Origin of the sequence: Pseudomonas sp. JUb52 (assembly GCF_004341115.1) — a bacterium.
Classification (GTDB): Bacteria; Pseudomonadota; Gammaproteobacteria; order Pseudomonadales; family Pseudomonadaceae; genus Chryseomonas; species Chryseomonas oryzihabitans.
This window is the reverse complement of record NZ_SLYS01000021.1, coordinates 15918-33324: the sequence shown is the minus strand read 5'-3', so window position 1 is coordinate 33324 and position 17407 is coordinate 15918. Positions and strand designations below refer to the sequence as shown.

Sequence of the window (17407 nt, the reverse complement as noted above, 5' to 3'; positions counted from 1 at the left end):
TGTGCCTAAACCGTGCCGCGCCGCCTCGCACGCACCATGCCTATAGCTTTTTTTAGAACTCTAGCAACGCGGGCTGGAAGCGCAGAGAAAACGCATTCATTCCTGAAACCAGTTTGGCTTCACGCACCTTCCACATACACTGAGCCCTCATTGACGGTTTTAGATGCTAGATCTAAGTTTTGGCGGCGTAAGACTCACTATTGTAACTAACAGCTTTGGCAAAGCTTGTCAGAAACGCTGGCGGCTCAACTTGGCGATAAACATATCCACTATACTTCCTGGATCCAGGTCAAATTTTTGCTCTTCACTGATGCTCCAATCATCGTCATACGGTGATCGCCATGCGTGCCAATTCAGGTCCGCTTGAGATAGCTCGAGAGAGCAGTTAGGCGCGGAGATCGAGAGCATAAGACCTAGCAGAATCTTTTCGCGCAGAACCCCCCTTGGAACGCTATCAGCGGACTTCGCCAAAGCCTGGAAGAGCTTCTGGAGGTAGCGAATGAAGTGTTGCACTGCCGCGTCGTCTTGCACCGCTGTGGTTCCAAACTCGTAAACATTCACTAAAAGGGAGGATTTTTCATCGCGTACTTCTTCTAACGCTTGCTGATGGAGGCTATCCGTCAGGTGCAAAATATCGGTCGGCATCTCGTTGACAACGAAGCTTCCCACGGGATACCTCAGCATCTCTCCCGGACTGTCATAGAAAACTCTGGCCGCAATAGCGACATCCTCGACTTTCTCAGCTGAAAACGTTGCATTTACACCGAATCCTACTTGCGCAGCATCAGCGAGCGCAGATCGGACTAGCTCAATCAGCTCGACCCTATAGTCTCGATTGGTCGCGCCTTGGTAATCGAATATATGCGCATTTCCTACATTCTCAACCTTACCTAGCAAGCGACGCAAACCCCGCCATCCGCCTGCGTAAAAGTTGCGCCACCCCCATGATTCCCTAGTCTCCATAGCGGGTAGCGGAGTGGGAGGAGCTTCAAGAGAAGCTGACCGCTCCTCCAAGCTTTGATCCAGCTTGGATTGTAACTCCTTGAGGGTACGCTGTTGGCGGCGAAGCTGGCTGGCCAATCCTAACCCTATTGAGCTAAGGCGCGTTTGGCCCACAACCTCCTTATTGTTGATGGCAACCCGTGGGCGAAGCCCTAAGCCGAACACCTGCTCACACCAAGCGGCATAGGTCAAATTTTCGCCGGTGGTGCGGGGCAGTCTCTTTGCCAGCTTCTTGAGGAGGGGCGTCTCCAGGTAAGAGCAATCGACTAAAACGTCGAACCGCTTCAGAATCCTGAACTGCACCCACTGCTCTAACTCTTCGCGGTCCATCCAGTTACTCCACTGTATATAGGATCAGTGTTCTTTCAAATCTTATTCGACTGCGGACAAATCAACATTTCCGAAACTACGGGAGGCACATGTCATTATTTGATTATGTCGTGCCAGAGCTTCCGCTTGCCAAAAAGAAACAGCAGCAACGAGATCATCTTTGAGCACTGCAATCGATTCTCTATAGATAGCTTCCCAAGCTAGAGTGCGTGACTCTAACGGTCAACACGCAAAGCTACGCGTAGAAAATGGATCGTAGGCACTCCATTACACAACAGAAATGGAGCCACAACGCTCCACTTAGATCTTTCGAAACGTCGATAACGCGGCTAAGGTGCCAACATCCAATCGTGAGATGATGGCAATGAATACCCTCACTCCTCAGTCCACTCAGTTTTCACTCGGGCAATGGTTTAGCCGCAATCTGTGCGCCGTTATCGCGGTTGCAGGCGCGCAGCGGGAAACGCAACGTTATGCCAACACTCCTGGGCCTTTGACCGCAGTACAGATTCAGCAGCAAACCGGGATTGCTCGTAGCACGCTGCGGTCGCTGAAGTCGCCAGGCCAAGGTAGCGATGCCAACCCAGACCTCAGCACTATCGAGCGTCTTGCCGATGCTCTGGGTGTGCCACCTGCTTTTCTATTGATGCGCCCCCAGGACTGGGCACTGCTGGCCAGCGCTATCGGCAACAGTGGCGATTACCTAGCTGCTGCTCAAAAATTGGAAGCCGAAGACCGGCTTCAGGCGGTCAATCCTGTGGAGAAGGTCCTGCGCGAATGCAAGGTACACCCGGATCAGCGCCCCAAGTTTGTTGGTGCCTCGCCGGAGGTTGCCCGAGCCAACGCCCGTGACGAGTGGCGTAGACGCGCCTGTCTCAAGCTCGATGCGCTAATGCTGCGCGAAATCTCACAATCCGGCCCACGTAAGTGGTTGGCCGCGATAGCGGGCGCCTGGGTCAGCCAGGCCACGCCCCACGATCCTTCTTCTAGCAAGCAATAAGGAATGCTGGGATGCCGATCATTCACGACCCCGATCTTGCCGATGTACTGATGAGTGCCAGCGCCGACGACATGGGGCTGCTGATAGATGTAATCACCGACAGCGGCAAGGGCCGCATCTCCCTGTCATCTTCGATCTGTCGTCAACTGATGGCCGCTAAGGACAGGGGTGCTGACGAGTCAACCGGGGCCATTATTGCCGAGGAACTGACCCGCTTTGGCGGCAACTCACTGGCCAACCTCTTCCGCGGTGGCAGTGGTGTGCCATACCGAGAGCTACTGGCGGATGTGGCCGGACACGTTGGCGCGAAGAACAAGACTAGCGCCAGCTGCGCTGATATGGAAATGGAGATCATCACCAACGTATTCACTCAGTCCCTAGTACGAATGAGCGAGGAAGACCGAGGCACATTGTTCCGGTCCTTGGGAGAATTGGAGTACCGCCCCGGCATGGGGCCGGGGGCATCGGCGGCTTTCTTAGCCTCACTCGGCAGTTCCGGCCTGGCTTCCTATAACGTGGCAGCGGTGGTCGCCAGCGCAACCATGAGCAGCCTGGTAGGGCGTGGTGTCGTGCTGGCAGGTTCCAGCACCTTGGGCCGTGGTCTAGCAGTGCTGGCAGGCCCGGTGGGTTGGGCTATCACCGGAATCTGGACGGCGTTCGACCTAGCCAGCCCGGCGTATCGCGTCACCGTGCCCTGCGTCATCCAGATAGGCCATATGCGTCAGAAGATGTTTCTCAAATCAACCTGTCCTGGTTGCCATACGGTAGTCACTGTCGGCGCTAATTTCTGTGGCAAATGCGGGATAAATCTGGGCGCCTGACGCCCACTTAGACGGCCAAGGAGTGAGTCCATGAATCCTACGATGTCCCCTCTCGAGTTTCTCTTGACCAACGTTATCTGCTTCGCCGCCGGCGCGGCCACGGTGGTAGGGCTACAACTCGCGGCCAAAGTCGTGCATGCCTCTGGCAACCGCGCCGCTCAGAATGCTGCCTGAATCAACGGATTGAGTAGGGACTAGAATCTTGTACAGCAACCATCACGCCGAACGGCTGGTATCCCTCCAGGGGGAAATCGTAAAGATCTCCATAGACATCCAGCGTCTGCGTGCCGACCTCGAGTGGTTTGAGCACTTCGACCACGAGAGCAACCATACCAGGCTCATCCAAATGCAACGGGATGCTCTCGTAGCGCGGGAACAACTTGCCGAGGTCGAGCAGAGTATCGAGACCAGTCGCGCCGAGCTGATTAGCGCTAAGAGCGTTGCCAAGGCAGGCTTGTCGCCATTGCACTGGTTTTCCAGCGAACGACGCGTGGCTGAGCGCAAGGTAAGCACCCTGCAGGAGCGGCTGGCGCAGTTCAAGAGCCGGCAAGAGGACTTGGTATCCAGGCCAGATAAAAGCAAGCGGGAGCACCTGCGCCTGATGGTTAACTCGCGGCGATATAAGGACTTTGACTCATTGCAGGCCAAGGCCACCATCACTCAACTGGATAACGACGTGCAACGCCTGCAGGGCGTCGCCGACGAAGTTAGAAAGGCCAGCGCCCACTGGGAGGCAGTGGCCGGAGAGGTGTATCGCAATTGGAAAGCTACTCATGATCAGTTGCGGGCGGTGGAGCGGGACATCATTGATGCCGAATGCTTCATCAACCAGTTGGGCAATGCGCAAAGCTCATTCGATAAACGAATCGTCCATGACGAATGTGAAAGCCGCTTTGGCGTCGGGCAACGCAGTCCGGACAGGGTGTTGAAGGATCGGCAATTCCAACAGCGCAAACTGGAACGAGAAGAGGAAAAGCGCAAGCGCCGCCTACGTGACAGCATTCGCCTGCTAGAAAAAGAAATCCGTAACTTGGTGATAGATGGCAATAATCTTTGCTACTTGAACGAAGCGGGCGGGAAACGACGCTTCATAGGTCCGGAAGTACTCAAGACACTTGTACCTCATCTGGCCACGACTTATGGCGTGACCTTGGTCTTCGATCCCGGCATTCGCCGCGAGCTCAATAAGAGCGACAACGCACTCCAAGCAATGTTTCCGCAGGCCCGGGTGCTGGTTATGCCACCCACCCTCACCGCCGACCATTCGGTGCTGGCCGCTGCAGAGTTCGATGTCAAGACCTATGTAATTAGTAACGACCACTACAGCGATTACCCGGACATGGCTGCAGTCCGAGAGGATCGAGTACTGCATGCAGTGGTCCATCGCGACTCCGTGCAGATCCCGCAACTGCAAATTCTGCTGCCTCGCTGAGGCCCTACGCGGCCGACGATCTCCGGTCATAAACAACCACTCCTACGCACCCGCCCAGGCTAGCAACGAGGCAAGAAAGATGGATCTGAAAGGCCACCTGCTGTACATCGATATCACGCAAATCTGTGGCATTGGTTGTGCGTTCTGCATGTATGCCGACAAGCATAAGTCAGGGATGAGCATGGAGCTATCGAGCCTCGCCCGGGAAAACCTCGCTACGCTAATCAACGATCCCGACGTCAAGCGCATCTCCATCAGCGGAGAAGGCGAACCCCTCAACAACGCCAAAGTCTTCTACGAGATTCTTGAGCTTTCCCAAGGCGGCAAGCGTTTCGAATTCATCACAAGCGGCTTCTTTCCTCACGAGAAGATGGCGGAGTTCTATAACACTACCAATCGCATCGTGCTCAGCCGCGGCGACACCTGCAATATCCGTCTGAGCTCTGACAGCCACCATATCGACAAGGTGAAATGGCGAGCTCATGGCTTCAGCCTGGACTACCTGAAGCGACACAAGCCAGCCGGGCTGAGCTTCTCGTTCCGCTCGATCGACACGGATCGAGATTTCACCCGCAATTACCTCCGAGAAGAACTGGCCTGCTGGGGCATCGAAGTCGAGATCGTTGGGGTTAATGCCCTGGAGGATATGCTGGTAAGCGGCGAGGAACGCTTCGGCATCGACTATAAGAATCTCGTCCATCCGGCAGCCGACACGCCACCAGGCTACCTAGACCTCCATGGCTACATCGACGCCATTGAGACCCGGGTCAACAAGCGTTTCACTCTTGGCAGCCTCAATCCGCACCCTCACGTCAACGGCATGGATTTGACCGTGAAACCAAATGGTGACGTCTACCTGTACGGCATCGAGCACCAATGCCTGGGCAATATCCACTTCGATCGGATCGGCTGGGAGCAATTGGCCACTCATGTACGTGACACGCCTTTGGTTCGCGCCCTTTACAGCCAACCGCTGAAGGATCTGCTAGCCCGTCTCGACGACCTCGAACTGGTACACAAGATCCTGCGCAAGGCGAATAACCCTTACTGGCTAGTCAAGGAACTGGCTAATCACGATGGCCTGCTGGAACGGATGGTGCCGGCATGATCGACTCCCATAGCCATACCTTTTATTCCAAACACGCCGTCGGGACGGTGGACGAGTTAGTGCGGGCCTCGATCGCCGCCGGGGTGAAGATCCTCACCATCACCGACCACGCGCCATTTCCGGTGGACAGCGATAATCGTCTACTGGAAGCGGAGCTTGAGTGCTATTTCGCCGATATCGAGCGGGCACGACAGGAGCACCAGGGGCAGATCAAGATCCTGCGCGGACTGGAGTTCGACTATATGCCGGGTGCTGATGCGTACAACCGCGATTTGCTGGCACGGTTTGAGTTGGATTTCGCCATCGGTTCGATCCACTACGTCGAGTTGCCAGATGAGCCTATGGCTAAGGTTTGGGAGTTGCCGCGACTAGCCTCCCCGGGCTTTCTCGACCGTTATTTCGCCCATCTGCAAGCCTTGTTGGAGTGTGGGCTTTTCGACGCAGTCGGGCACGCCGACACTCTGTTGCGCGGAGTGGCGGAAGACGTAGTGCTGCGTCGGATGGAACCACTGCTGCCACTTTTCGCCCGCAACGGCGTGGCCTACGAATTGAATGCATCGGGAGTTCGTAAATCGAGCCTATTACCCGGCTCCACTCATGAGGTTAAAGGCGTCTGGAACTATCCATCACGCATCCTGCTTCCCCAACTGATCGCCCATGGCGTTGCATTCACGATAGGGTCCGACGCCCATGACCCACTGGACGCGGGGGGCGGCATCCGCACCTTAGTAGATGAGCTGTACCCGCTTGGCTTGGAGTGGATCAGCTACTTCGAGAACCGTCGGCGCATCGAGATGCCTCTCGATTTTTTCAGCCCGTCGTCAGGTATTCATACAAGGACTGCCCCATGACCCCTCGATCGAATGACTGGAAACTACTCGCCACGACGCCTGCAGGGGAACAGCTAGCGCGCTTTCGCCAAGCATTAGCCCAGCCGCAGGCGGAGGATGTGAATGGCGGTCTGCGGGCATTCGCTGGCGGATTGATGACACAAGGCTTGATTGATATGGACAGCTATGTCGCCGTACTCGGCGGTCATGCCGTGAACTGCCTGACCCTCGACGGCGCCGGCCGATTCCGCGACATGAGCAGTGGCGCAAGCGCCTCTGAGCTGACGGCCATCTATAGCCGTGCCAAATACGGCAGCCCAGAGGACATCCGCATTCTCGCCGACCTAGTTATCCACTATCTGGAGCGGCAGCTGGATGACCCAGCATCACACTGGTCAGGATTGTTCACCAGCGCGCTGACGCACCACGACAATGTGGTCCTGATGACCACTGGTTGGCGCAACGTGCCCTCGACGGCCAACGTGCTCTACGACATCGTGGTGGAGGAGATAAACGTCAAGCTAGCCCATATGGGCCTGCCCACCCTGATCAACGTCAAATTGCCGCGCATCGCCCCGCCTTGTGAGAACTACGCAAGCCTTAGTACTGAAGAGCGTGAGCGGGTCAATCTTGTCCAAGACCATGTGATACCTGCGGAGAACTTCTATCGCTGGAGCGGCGTGCACGTCATCTTTGGCGACGATGTGCTAGTGACCGGATCGACCGCCGACAAAGTATTTCGTGAGTCCCTGATAGCCGGTGCCCGCTCGTTCCAGGCGATCTACCCAATTGCCCTTGACCCTCGGGTTGCCCTAGCAGATGCCACCGTCGAAGAGCGCCTAAATATGGTGGAAATCAGCCATCATCTCGACGACAAATTGGCAGACCTGCTTGTAGCAGCGGATTACCAACCGATCCTGCGTACGTTGCGTCTACTGTTTTCAGCGAACAACTACCAGGCCTTGCCGGCATTCCTAGAGCAAGTCCCGGCGGCCAACTGGATGCGGTTGTACAAAGCGGCTCTGGGAAACGAGTTCCTGCGTCAGACCGAATGCATACCCTCACTGACGCTACTGCGGCATTACCTTGAGGGTCTTGGGCTGCTGCGCTGTAGCGATGTGACGGCAGACAGGCCAGCATTGTGTGTGTGAGCTTCGTGAGCTACTGGGAAACGGCGGAGGGTCAGAACATGCCGCCGTGGATTGCCTTAGCTCTAGTATCCATGCAGCGGGCGCTGGGTGATAATTTCACCCTGCTAACCTCGGACAGCCTAGAGCATTGCATAGATGCCTCTGTCCTCAGCAAGGATTGGCGCTTCGGGCCACTAGCCTTCAGCATGGACAAAGGGATCAAGTCGATCGTCGCCAAAAGCGACTTCATTCGCATGGCCTACGTTCACCGCCATGGAGGGGCTTGGATCGACGCGGACAGCATCCTGCTGCGCGATCCAACTTCGTTGCTCTTCCCTGCTGGACTCGACGAGCGCCTTCACTGGCATAGCGAATGCCTGTTCGCCTCCCAGCCGGGAAATATCCATCTTGCCGAGGCACTGGCGACGGGGCTTTCCGAGGCCACACATGCATGGGGCAACCCAGGACAGATCAAGGACATTATCGCCAGGTCGCCACACCAGCAGGTGCCAATTGCGCCCTCGGTCTGCGACCCAGGTTATAGACCGCTGTACAACTTCGACAGTTGCTCGGTGATGAGGCGCACAGACATTGAAGCAAGCGACTTCCTGCTGCGAGATGTGAGCTTGCTCAAGCTGTACAACACTTGGTTCAAGCGGACAGCGACACGCGATGAGACGGTGGCGGAATTCCTTGCCGAGGGTACTCTGCTGTCACGCATATTCCTGCATATCGAACCCGAGCGTGACTATTGGCTGGGGGAGTGTGAGCGCTTGATCGAACGTTGTGGCTGAGGGATCAGGCCAGACTCACCGCATGCGCCGGCAGGTGCATCCGACAACGTTTGGCCCCAGCTAGCTCCAAGCGAGTCGCGATCACCTCATGCACCATCAGGTTCTGCCGGTGTGGCGAGCCATGGGCGACGTACAGCCAGGCCGGCACGCGTTGAGCAAAGTGGTCAAACTCCAACTCAATGCGCAGCAAGTCGAACACCTCCCTGGTACGTCCGCTCGGAGTCCACGCCAGCGGCTTGCTGCGATGATGAGGATGGATCAAACGCAGCGGTCGTGACAATTGCAAGTTCAGCGTACCCGGGTGGCACTCGGCGACCTCTGGAAAAGACCGACTTATTAGGGGTAGCTGACGGGCTAGGGTGCCAGTAGCCACACCCAGGCCTGAAATGATATCGGCATCTAATATGAGGGTAGCAGCGGTAGGCTCCCCAAGCAGTTCAGTAACCGATTGAATCACATCTAAATCATTAAATTCATTAATTTTTTTCACACCGGCGTATAGATATTGACGTGGTTCATGGCGGCAGAAGACAACTCGAGTATGGGGGGCGGGCGGCGGCAGCCATGGATTGGAAGAGTTACCAGCCGGATAGATCGCGACCAATGCTGCCTTGAGTCCGACGGCTATGTGCACGATAGATGTATCCACGCTGACAACCACCTGGGCTCGATGGATTGCCCCCGCAACCGCGCGAGGCGTGTCCAGCTCGAACAGTGCCCGGACATTGCTACGGGCGATATCGCGCTCAAGCTGTTGCGCCTCCGCACGGCTGGCCGGACTGCACAGAATGCCGATCTGGTGCTGCGGCCAAACATCCGCCAAGGCACGAACCAATGAGAGCGCTCTGGAGAAGCTAAGACTTTTATCAGGTCGGCTGGCATAGGGGTTGACCAGAATGTCCGCAACAGAGCTACCGCTCCACTGTTCGGGGAGCGGGACAATATAGTCGTGGTTGATGCGGGTCGCTCCGAGATCAAGCAAAACCCGGGTGTAGCGCTCGACCACATTGAGCTGCATGGTGGCTTCACCGAGCTTGCCATTAACGCAGTGCAGGGCATCATCCAGCGAGTAGACTCGAGCGGGCCTAATCAAGCGTATGAACAGCATCTCAATGGGTTGGATACGGCCTACTAGGTGGACAAACACATCGACAGGCCCCAATTCCCGTACCAGTGGTCCCATCCTAGTTAGCGTGGGTGCGCATGTAACCGGTATTACTCGGTCGACACCGAAATCGAGGCGATGCAGGTCAACCAATTCACGAACGGTGAGCACGGTGACCCGGGCACCAAGCTTTCGAATTTCCCGAAAGAAAAACGAAGAAATGATGGCGTCGCCCAGTTTGGCATCCCAACGCGGAACTACGACATGCAAGGGTTGGGCAAAGTCGCGAGGTGCCAGCTGACGGTCGACTAAGCAGCGCATCAACCTACGCACGATAGCCTTTCGAGAATTTTTAAAATTCGACATCTGCTCTCGCTTTCGGGGCTAGCCAGCGATGGTATCCATAGCACACGGCCATTACCAACATCGGCCTAAATAGGTATCTGGGACGGTAGAGCAGCAAGCGCTCTTAGCTGAAAGACGCTACCGCGTGGAGCAGCGTCGTGGCCAAGTCTCGGTAGACAGTTCGATGATGTTTTTCAGGTAGTAAGTCTGGGCTAGTGGTCCAAAATGACCATCGGAAATTTCTGCTTTGTGCCATGCTTGGTAGACCTTAAGTGCGGCAATAGGTCGTATTTTACAAATAGCTCAGCTGGCTGAAAGCCTTGATTCACGGCGTTTTGCGGCATTTAAGAGCGACCGGTGGCGATTAAAATTCCTGTACCGCATTGCCCTCCGAAGGCAGGGGTCGTAGGCTTGACTACAGCTCGCTAAACCTACGTTTTTTTAGGCGCAGCGTCTCGCCTGAATCGAGATGCTGCGCTAAATCTCACTCCGCCGCTGCAACGATAGCGACCCCGACGACCTTTGGACCGATGCCGGGCAGGCGTGCCCGCAGATCCGCCTGATCCAGCATCTCGAAGGGATAATCGCCTAGACCGGCTTGCATACCCACCAGCCGCGCCTCCCGCTCCGCCAATTCCTGATCGGAAAAGCACATGTGAAAGCCGCCGGGCTGCTTCAGGCGGACATCCACGTCCGTCTCCTTCAGCAGATCCTCGGCCAGCCCGGCCCAGGCCAGTGCCGAGGACCGCGTCCAGCGGGAATATTCGAGGCGATCGAATCCCTTGCCCTGCACCCAGACGAGGCCGAAGTTACCCCGCGAGGCACGGAAGGCGTCATCGCCCTGGTCGAGCACCAGCGTCCTGGTACCGGCCTTCGCCAGGCCATAGGCGCAGAAATTTTAAATGACCAAAAAACGATCGTGCATAAAAAACCCGGCCACCTTTCAGTGACCGGGTTTTTCAGATTTGGTCGGGACGGAGTGATTCGAACACTCGACCCCTTGCACCCCATGCGCTTTTTTGGTGGATTCCTATAGATCACCACGGACTCTAATGGACTCACGAATCCTAGCAAATACGGGGCTTACAGGCTATTCTGCCGTCCCATAGCGTACAATGCTGTCCACCACCAGCCAAGCGATTCGGTGGGGTAAAAGTGGGGTAAAATTCTAAGGCAACCGGATTAAGCAAGGGGTAGAGAGTGGCAAAGTTGACGGCGAAGCAGCTTGAGGCACTTACTTCTGCCGATGACGGCAGAATCCTTCGGGAGGACAGTGGGCTGGTTGCCAGAGTTCGCGCAGGCGTCCGTGGTGTAACAGTGCAGTTTCGCTACGAATTCAAACAAGACGGATTGAAACGCGATCAAAGTCTGGGCAGCTGGCCAAAGAAATCTCTTGCTCAGATTCGTGCCGAACGTGATGAGGTTAGAGCGACCGCCGCAAAAGGCATCGATCCAACCGCTGCCCGCAAAGCTGCCAAGATCGAAGCTCAAGCTGCAGTCGCAGCGACCATTGCCGAAGCCGAACGCCAAGCTGCCGAGAACAAGACGGTGACCGACCTGTTTGATGAATGGATTCGCGACGGCGTCTCCCGCCAGGATGGCAATGCCGAACTGATCCGCAGCTTCAAGAAAGATGTCCTACCGCTGATTGGCAAGAAACCACTGCGCAGCCTGACCGAAAAGGATCTGCTCACGGTGCTGCGCTCAGTCAAAGCCCGCGGTCTGAATCGCACCGTCGTCATCCGCAACAACGACATTGGCCAGATGCTGCACTGGGGTGAGAAACGAAAACCCTGGCGAGGCCTGATGACTGACGGAAATCCAGCCGACCTTATAGATGTCAGCAAGCTGCTCGATCACGATTATGAAGAACAACGCGACCGCCTGCTCTCCCCCGACGAGATTCGCGAGCTGCGTGACATCCTCGAACGCCTAGAGAAAGACTACGAAGAGCTTCCCGCTGGCCAGAAGTATTCGGGCATTCGCCCGGTCAACACGCGCGTCCAGTGCGCTCTGTGGATCTGCCTGAGCACCCTCTGCCGTATCGGCGAGCTGCTTAAGGCCGAGTGGCGCTACCTGGACCTGAAGAAAGGCACCTGGTTCATCCCCGCCGAGGCTACCAAAGGGCATAAAGGCAAACGCCAGGATCACCATGTGTTCCTGTCAGCGTTCGCCATAGCGCAATTCAAGCGCCTACAAAAAGAGACCGGCCATACACCGTTCTGCTTTCCCAGCAAGGACAGCCAAAGCCATGTTGATACTAAGACGGTCAGCAAACTCATCGGAGATCGGCAGTGCCGTTTCAAGAACCGCAGCAAGCCTCTGGCCGGCCGGCATCATGACGACTCGCTAGTACTGAGCAATGGAGCCAGAGGTGAATGGACGCCGCATGATCTGCGCCGCACTGGCGCGACAATGATGCAGGAGCTCGGTATTACCTTGGAGATCATCGACCGCTGCCAGAACCACCTGCTGGGCGGATCCAAGGTGCGTCGGCACTATCTGCATCACGACTATGCCAAGGAAAAAACCGAGGCTTGGCGCCTTCTGGGCAAAAGGCTAGAAACGATCCTAGCAACATCAGCAGCTGGCTAGCCTTCTCAACAGGAACCGGACAAAAGCGGCTTTAGCGAGCAGCACTACAAGCGTGAGGCCCCACGAGCGACTCGGGACGCCGCCTCTAGTTATGTAAATTTTAATGACGGTACATTACTTGCCCCCATTCATCGCGCCGTCACCACAGAAACAGCTCAGCTAATTCCCGCTTGAGCCGTTGGAGACACCTGCTGTCTTTGTTTACCTGTTCATGCAAACAATATCGACGTGTCTTGAGTCACGACATATTGTTCAGTTGTTGGCCGTGCTGACGGCGAGAGGACAGAAGGAATTAGCGATGGATGCGATTAGCATGGCTTGGCTGGTAGTGGGCGGTTCATTTTGTGTAGTACTAGTGCAGTCAATCGTACTCTGGTTGCAATGGCTTCACACACAACAGCACAAGGCAGAGCTCAGTGTTCTGCGCAGTCTGGTACAGAGCCTGGGCGAAATCATCCGGCGGTTGGAGAGCGAGAAGGCTGAACTGGCCGCTGGCCTGAGGGCTGAGAAGGGACAAGTAGAGTATTTGAAGGGACAGCTCTTCCGAGCAAGTCGGTAAGGATCCGAGCTGCTCCCAATTGAGAAAGCTAACGCAGCAACCTTCGCTATCCGGGCCGAATTACTCACGCTCTGAATGCCCATCTGCCATCCTGGCGGCGACGCGACCAGAATGCTCACCGAGAGAAAGAAAAAGCCTAGCGGCGACGACAATGCTCTCGACATTGCCGCATGGAACGCAAAATGGAGATCCTGCAGCACGACTACAAGCAAGTAGAGGATACATTGGGTGGACTATGCTGGTGCTAGCCCTTTTCAAGCTGTCCGTGGAAATGGGATAGAACCCGATCGGCTGGTGACACATTACCGGAGCTGGTCAGTTGCGTCTCTGGCTTGGGCTATCAGCTTCGTCTGCGCACGGCGGCACGTAACGGAGGCTGTGGAAGCCAGGATCAGAACCCATAGGATGTTCCCCTGATTCTAAATCAGGGGAGCCCGTCCAATAGGACCGTAGCACCTCGTGGAGTCCGTTCCTTTCAGCGCTCAGCACCGCAACGCCAACACCATTGTCTTTCCGGTACTTCATCGTTTCCAACAATGGAGCACCTCCTCCACGGGGTACCAGCAATACTGATAAATCCGGCTTTCGCCCTTCCCAACGCAAGCAATCCCGGTACAGATGCGCAGACTCCATACCCTCCAACACCCACTCGCGTCCAACACGGTACTTGGCGTCTATTACAATGAATGAGCGCCCAGCCGGGCTACTCACAGTGACGACAATGTCGGGGCGGCGTTCCCCGGAAATACTGGAAAAACCGTGAGAGGGTGGTTGGTCGAAAGCTGGGCAGCGTACCTGTAGCCAGACATCGACCTGTGTGTCGGTAGTCCTTCCTTCACAACGTATGACGTCCACGCGCGAGCCGGGCCAACGATAAATCCACTGCAAGTCGGGATAGATCGTCTTCATCATGCCGACCACTTGGAGGTAGCACCAACGCTCGTAGATCTCCCACGTCGGACTGATCCACAAACGTTCTCCCTCGCTACTGCCATCAATTCCCGGGCGCAGCACGTACCAAGCGTATCGATAAGCCCGGGCATATACAGGATGAGCGGAAATCGCGTTGAGTCCCGCAGCACTAATACAAGGCTGGCTCAGCGAACAAAAGGGTTCCTTGCGCTGAATCCTCCGGAGGGCGCTGTGCAAGCCTTCGAGGAACTCAACACGGCGTCCAAGCCGAGGGGCCAGGGCAGAGCGAGCGCCCGTGTCGCGCTCATGAGCAATGAGCTTTTGCAATTCGGCAATGACGTGTCGGCTGCGTCGCAGGGTTTCGCTCAGGACAACGGCCAATGCCTGGTTGGCCGGGTTATCGAGATTCTCGAGCACACTGGGCACATCGAAGTGCAGCACCTCACTATCGGCACTCACCCGGCCGAGGTTATAGAGCAACGCCGTCGCCGCTGGGTCTTGCAAGGCACGGCGCACGGTCTGGCGATCAATACGACGTAATTGATGTGCTGGCCGTAATATGCGCTCTCGGCGCAACCAGGTTAGCGGCTTGCGCAAGACTTCGGCGAACGCAGATAACAGCTCCGGTCCATAACGTTTCAGCCTTGCATACTGCAGATGTGGGTCGCTGGTTCGACCTGCACGTCCAACCTCTATCTGGGCGTATTCATTGCCCAAAAGCAAACGGAGATCGAAGGTTAGAAGCTCGTCGAGCATCGCTGCGAACGAAGTCTCGCCGAGTTTGTTTTGATCCGGAGCCACATCAAAGTGGTAAGTCGCTACGACTTTACCAGTCGAATCAACTAACTCAGCGATGACTTTGCCTGCATAAAATCCCGGCTGCCATCGCCAAGCGTTAAATGCCTCATGACGCGAAGTTTCCAAAGGCTCATCGTCTACAAACAGTCGCCACCCTGGGATAACCTCAAAATAATAGGTGCCGCGTTCCGTGAAGCCAGAAACCAAGCCTTTGGGGGCGACAGTGAACGCGCTTCCCTGTTTGTCAATGCATCGGATGATCGCCATATTTCAGCGCCAGAACCGGGCAGAACCTAAAGAGCGCAGATCGTCGTGCAATTCGGCGACCTTGGCTGCCGAGTCTGCCAGCCTCATCTCCTGCAACAGACTGCTGGTGTCCGCAAAAGCGGCCTGGACCCGAGGTATGTCTTCACCGCGTAGTTTGGGCAAGACTTTGGCGTAGATGGCTTGATCCAAGGCTGCATTGAAATCGATTACACCGCGACGTTCGGCCTCCTCAATGTAACCAATGACATCATGGATGGTCCTCCAGCCGAAATGCAGGCGTGCCGGGCGCAATGCCTTGACCAAGCCCTTGAGGGTATCGCGCACTTTGGCAATTTTCGCCTCAGCCAAAGCGCTGGTTTCCCACCCGGGGAACGCATCAACATCAATATCCCAGAACTCGATCACTGCGGCCCGATCAAGCACCTTGTCGCTCAGACCATGTGTCGTTTCATCCATATTCACGGTGCCAATGATCACAAGGTTACTCGGGTACGTGATGGTTGCCGGCACACCGCTGATGTCAGTGTCTTGGGCATGGAGCTCAATGTGACCACCTGTTTCCATGGCCGAAAGCAGGGGTCTAAGTATTGCTCCGGGTGAGACAGATTCATTTCGTCCAGCACAACCGTATATGGGCGGCCGGAGTTGGCACTGGCCCGAAGCAGAAAGTCGACAAATGCCGTACGTACATAGCTCTCGCAATTTAATGGATTGACGTAACCCAGCAGGCAAGATGGATCGTGCCAACCCGGCTGGACCGGGACAGTAAGCAGGCCCTCAGAACGGTGGGTTTGGCCATCTTGCAACGCAAGAGCATATCCCCGAGCCAATACCGTCTTACCGGCACCGCTGAGCCCGGTGAGTACAGCAAAATGGCGGCGCGGATGGCTCCAGAGACCGGCATCAAGGCGCGCAACCAAACTGATCGGAAAGGCGATGCTTTTAGGGAAACTATATTGGATGGCTTCCAGCGAGGGACGCTCGAACAGCGCGGACTCTTCATTAGATGGCACTACGCTGCCGGTAGAAGCCCCTATCTCTGGAGCAAGCGGTTGTGGCTCCCAGTGGATCTGCGCTGCCCAGGTATCGCCAAGCTCAGTCAGATACAGCATTTTGTCAGCTCTGGTTTCGACCAATTGCAAAGCACGCAGCCAGAAGGTCAGACTGGTCAAGGCTCGGTCGCTGGTCCATCTGGGGTTCACCTTTCTCAACACATCATTCAAGGCAGTGGCAGACATCGGGCGGTTACGCAATGCATGGAGCATGTGATCAACCCCGAGCACCCGGGTCAGCAGCCAATCCGATACCTCATCTGGCTCGCCTGTCTCCAGCAGCCCTTCGCCTCGTGGTGTTAGATGGATATCGTCGCCTTGGGCTCTTAGTACACCCCATTCTGCAATCAGTGAGTTAAGTTGCGTTCGGATGCTTGAAGGCGCGTGACTTGGGTTGATCGAGCTCATGTGCTCAACCAGATCCTCTCGTTTGCATCCCTCTTTGGCGAACTCAATGATGGCCCTGATAGTGGCGACACCACCACCAATGGCGAGCATCCCGCGGCGGCGGCGCTCCGCGGGTAAAGGTTTGAGGCGCTCCTGGCCCGTGCTGAGATCAGCGATCGCGGTAGCTTCAGCTTCGTGCTCCTGTACGAATCTCAAGTACAGGAGCCAAGGCAGAGTCATGCGTTCCAGCATTGGTGTTGATAGTGTCTTATCCCGTTTGCCCAGAACTTCGTCTAGGCGCTCAAGCACACCTCGGTGGAGAGAAATTTCCTGCTCCGCGCCGCTTACCCCTATTAATGACGCCAAGTTGCGCAATTTCGGATAGTGAGCGAGCGTAGTCAGCTCGGTCGGGCATAGCGCTGCGAATAAACGATACTTTTTGAGCCGTGGATTTCGGCGCACGAGGGGCGGAGCGACTAGCTGGTTCAGCTCCCGCCAGCCTTCCATGAGCACTTGCTCATGGATGAGAGTGTCAGCAGCTTTAAGCGATACCCGAATATTCCAAAGGCATTTGGCAACGCTAGGATCGGTCACCACCTCGGATACGTTGACAGTACCCATGCCGGTTTTAGTGATGTCCTCACTCTCCCATAGTCGCTCCTGAAACTCAGGGCTACAAAACTCATCCTGATCGGCGTCTTGAACTCTTTGCAGGAACTCCGACAACTTTTTCAGCCAGTTCTGATACCAAGCCAGCTCGCGATGCTGGGCCAGTACTGCTTCACAGGCTGCCCTAAGATTTGCGTCATCCCTCAGATCTACCGCCACAGCCCATGCCCCTTGTTGTTTTGTTTGGGCGACCTCGCCCATACGTTTTTGATAAAAACCTTCATTGCATAAGTTCAAACTTACCGAGCGGTCATCGAATAGCGTGGCCGTA

Annotated in this window: 15 protein-coding genes; 9 read left to right on the top strand and 6 right to left on the bottom strand. The window is 55.9% G+C overall.

What is annotated here, in order from left to right:
* Positions 1-228: 228 nt before the first annotated feature.
* Entirely contained in the window at positions 229-1332 is a 1104-nt protein-coding gene (locus EC839_RS22875) for a hypothetical protein (protein ID WP_132833177.1), read from the bottom strand.
* A 364-nt stretch (positions 1333-1696) separates the two neighbouring features.
* Here EC839_RS22875 and EC839_RS22870 point away from each other — a divergent pair, with 364 nt between their 5' ends.
* The 8 genes from EC839_RS22870 (at position 1697) to EC839_RS22840 (ending at position 8447) form a co-directional block, all read left to right on the top strand.
* Positions 1697-2332 carry a helix-turn-helix domain-containing protein gene (locus tag EC839_RS22870; protein ID WP_256681097.1) on the top strand — a complete coding sequence of 212 codons (636 nt, stop codon included), beginning with the start codon at positions 1697-1699 and terminating at the stop codon, positions 2330-2332.
* Positions 2333-2343: 11 nt separating this feature from the next.
* Positions 2344-3153 carry a ubiquinol-cytochrome C chaperone family protein gene (locus tag EC839_RS22865; protein WP_007159152.1) on the top strand — a complete coding sequence of 270 codons (810 nt, stop codon included), beginning with the start codon at positions 2344-2346 and terminating at the stop codon, positions 3151-3153.
* Positions 3154-3183: 30 nt separating this feature from the next.
* Positions 3184-3327 (top strand): hypothetical protein, encoded by a 144-nt coding sequence (locus EC839_RS24275; protein ID WP_007159153.1) that lies wholly within the window; start codon positions 3184-3186, stop codon positions 3325-3327.
* Positions 3328-3355: 28 nt separating this feature from the next.
* Complete coding sequence (locus EC839_RS22860; protein WP_007159154.1) at positions 3356-4585, top strand: hypothetical protein; 1230 nt, start codon at positions 3356-3358, stop codon at positions 4583-4585.
* Positions 4586-4664: 79 nt separating this feature from the next.
* The gene (locus tag EC839_RS22855) at positions 4665-5693 is read left to right on the top strand and encodes a radical SAM protein (protein ID WP_007159155.1); all 1029 of its coding nucleotides are present in this window, start codon (positions 4665-4667) and stop codon (positions 5691-5693) included.
* A complete protein-coding gene (locus EC839_RS22850; RefSeq protein ID WP_007159156.1) occupies positions 5690-6544 on the top strand; it encodes a histidinol-phosphatase in 855 nt (284 codons plus the stop codon). The genes EC839_RS22855 and EC839_RS22850 overlap by 4 nt, the downstream gene beginning before the upstream one ends.
* Positions 6541-7674: a hypothetical protein gene (locus tag EC839_RS22845; protein WP_007159157.1), complete on the top strand. Its 1134-nt coding sequence runs from the start codon at positions 6541-6543 to the stop codon at positions 7672-7674. The genes EC839_RS22850 and EC839_RS22845 overlap by 4 nt, the downstream gene beginning before the upstream one ends.
* Positions 7671-8447, top strand: coding sequence for a glycosyltransferase (locus tag EC839_RS22840; RefSeq protein WP_007159158.1), 777 nt, complete (start codon positions 7671-7673; stop codon positions 8445-8447). The genes EC839_RS22845 and EC839_RS22840 overlap by 4 nt, the downstream gene beginning before the upstream one ends.
* A 4-nt stretch (positions 8448-8451) precedes the next feature.
* Here the strand turns inward: EC839_RS22840 and EC839_RS22835 are convergent, their stop codons facing one another.
* A complete protein-coding gene (locus EC839_RS22835; RefSeq protein WP_039975338.1) occupies positions 8452-9918 on the bottom strand; it encodes a glycosyltransferase family 9 protein in 1467 nt (488 codons plus the stop codon).
* A gap of 463 nt (positions 9919-10381) precedes the next feature.
* Positions 10382-10777 (bottom strand): FAD-dependent oxidoreductase, encoded by a 396-nt coding sequence (locus EC839_RS22830; RefSeq protein WP_080568345.1) that lies wholly within the window; start codon positions 10775-10777, stop codon positions 10382-10384.
* A 320-nt stretch (positions 10778-11097) separates the two neighbouring features.
* Between EC839_RS22830 and EC839_RS22825 the strand changes: the two genes are divergently transcribed.
* Positions 11098-12492: a site-specific integrase gene (locus tag EC839_RS22825; RefSeq protein ID WP_132833176.1), complete on the top strand. Its 1395-nt coding sequence runs from the start codon at positions 11098-11100 to the stop codon at positions 12490-12492.
* Positions 12493-13366: 874 nt separating this feature from the next.
* Here EC839_RS22825 and EC839_RS22815 read toward each other — a convergent pair.
* The 3 genes from EC839_RS22815 to EC839_RS22810 are packed head-to-tail and all read right to left on the bottom strand — an operon-like array spanning position 13367 to position 17373.
* Complete coding sequence (locus EC839_RS22815; protein WP_132833174.1) at positions 13367-15028, bottom strand: nuclease domain-containing protein; 1662 nt, start codon at positions 15026-15028, stop codon at positions 13367-13369.
* Between the two features lie 3 nt (positions 15029-15031).
* Positions 15032-15505 (bottom strand): hypothetical protein, encoded by a 474-nt coding sequence (locus EC839_RS24370; RefSeq protein ID WP_177416787.1) that lies wholly within the window; start codon positions 15503-15505, stop codon positions 15032-15034.
* Positions 15502-17373 carry a hypothetical protein gene (locus EC839_RS22810; RefSeq protein WP_177416785.1) on the bottom strand — a complete coding sequence of 624 codons (1872 nt, stop codon included), beginning with the start codon at positions 17371-17373 and terminating at the stop codon, positions 15502-15504. Before EC839_RS22810 ends, EC839_RS24370 begins: the two co-directional genes overlap by 4 nt.
* Between the last annotated feature and the right edge of the window lie 34 nt (positions 17374-17407).

Coding starts and splice junctions, on each gene's coding strand:
- EC839_RS22875 (WP_132833177.1), bottom strand. CDS start 1,332: ATGGACCGCGAAGAGTTAGAGCAGTGGGTGCAGTTCAGGATTCTGAAG.
- EC839_RS22870 (WP_256681097.1), top strand. CDS start 1,697: ATGAATACCCTCACTCCTCAGTCCACTCAGTTTTCACTCGGGCAATGG.
- EC839_RS22865 (WP_007159152.1), top strand. CDS start 2,344: ATGCCGATCATTCACGACCCCGATCTTGCCGATGTACTGATGAGTGCC.
- EC839_RS24275 (WP_007159153.1), top strand. CDS start 3,184: ATGAATCCTACGATGTCCCCTCTCGAGTTTCTCTTGACCAACGTTATC.
- EC839_RS22855 (WP_007159155.1), top strand. CDS start 4,665: ATGGATCTGAAAGGCCACCTGCTGTACATCGATATCACGCAAATCTGT.
- EC839_RS22850 (WP_007159156.1), top strand. CDS start 5,690: ATGATCGACTCCCATAGCCATACCTTTTATTCCAAACACGCCGTCGGG.
- EC839_RS22845 (WP_007159157.1), top strand. CDS start 6,541: ATGACCCCTCGATCGAATGACTGGAAACTACTCGCCACGACGCCTGCA.
- EC839_RS22835 (WP_039975338.1), bottom strand. CDS start 9,918: ATGTCGAATTTTAAAAATTCTCGAAAGGCTATCGTGCGTAGGTTGATG.
- EC839_RS22815 (WP_132833174.1), bottom strand. CDS start 15,028: ATGGCGATCATCCGATGCATTGACAAACAGGGAAGCGCGTTCACTGTC.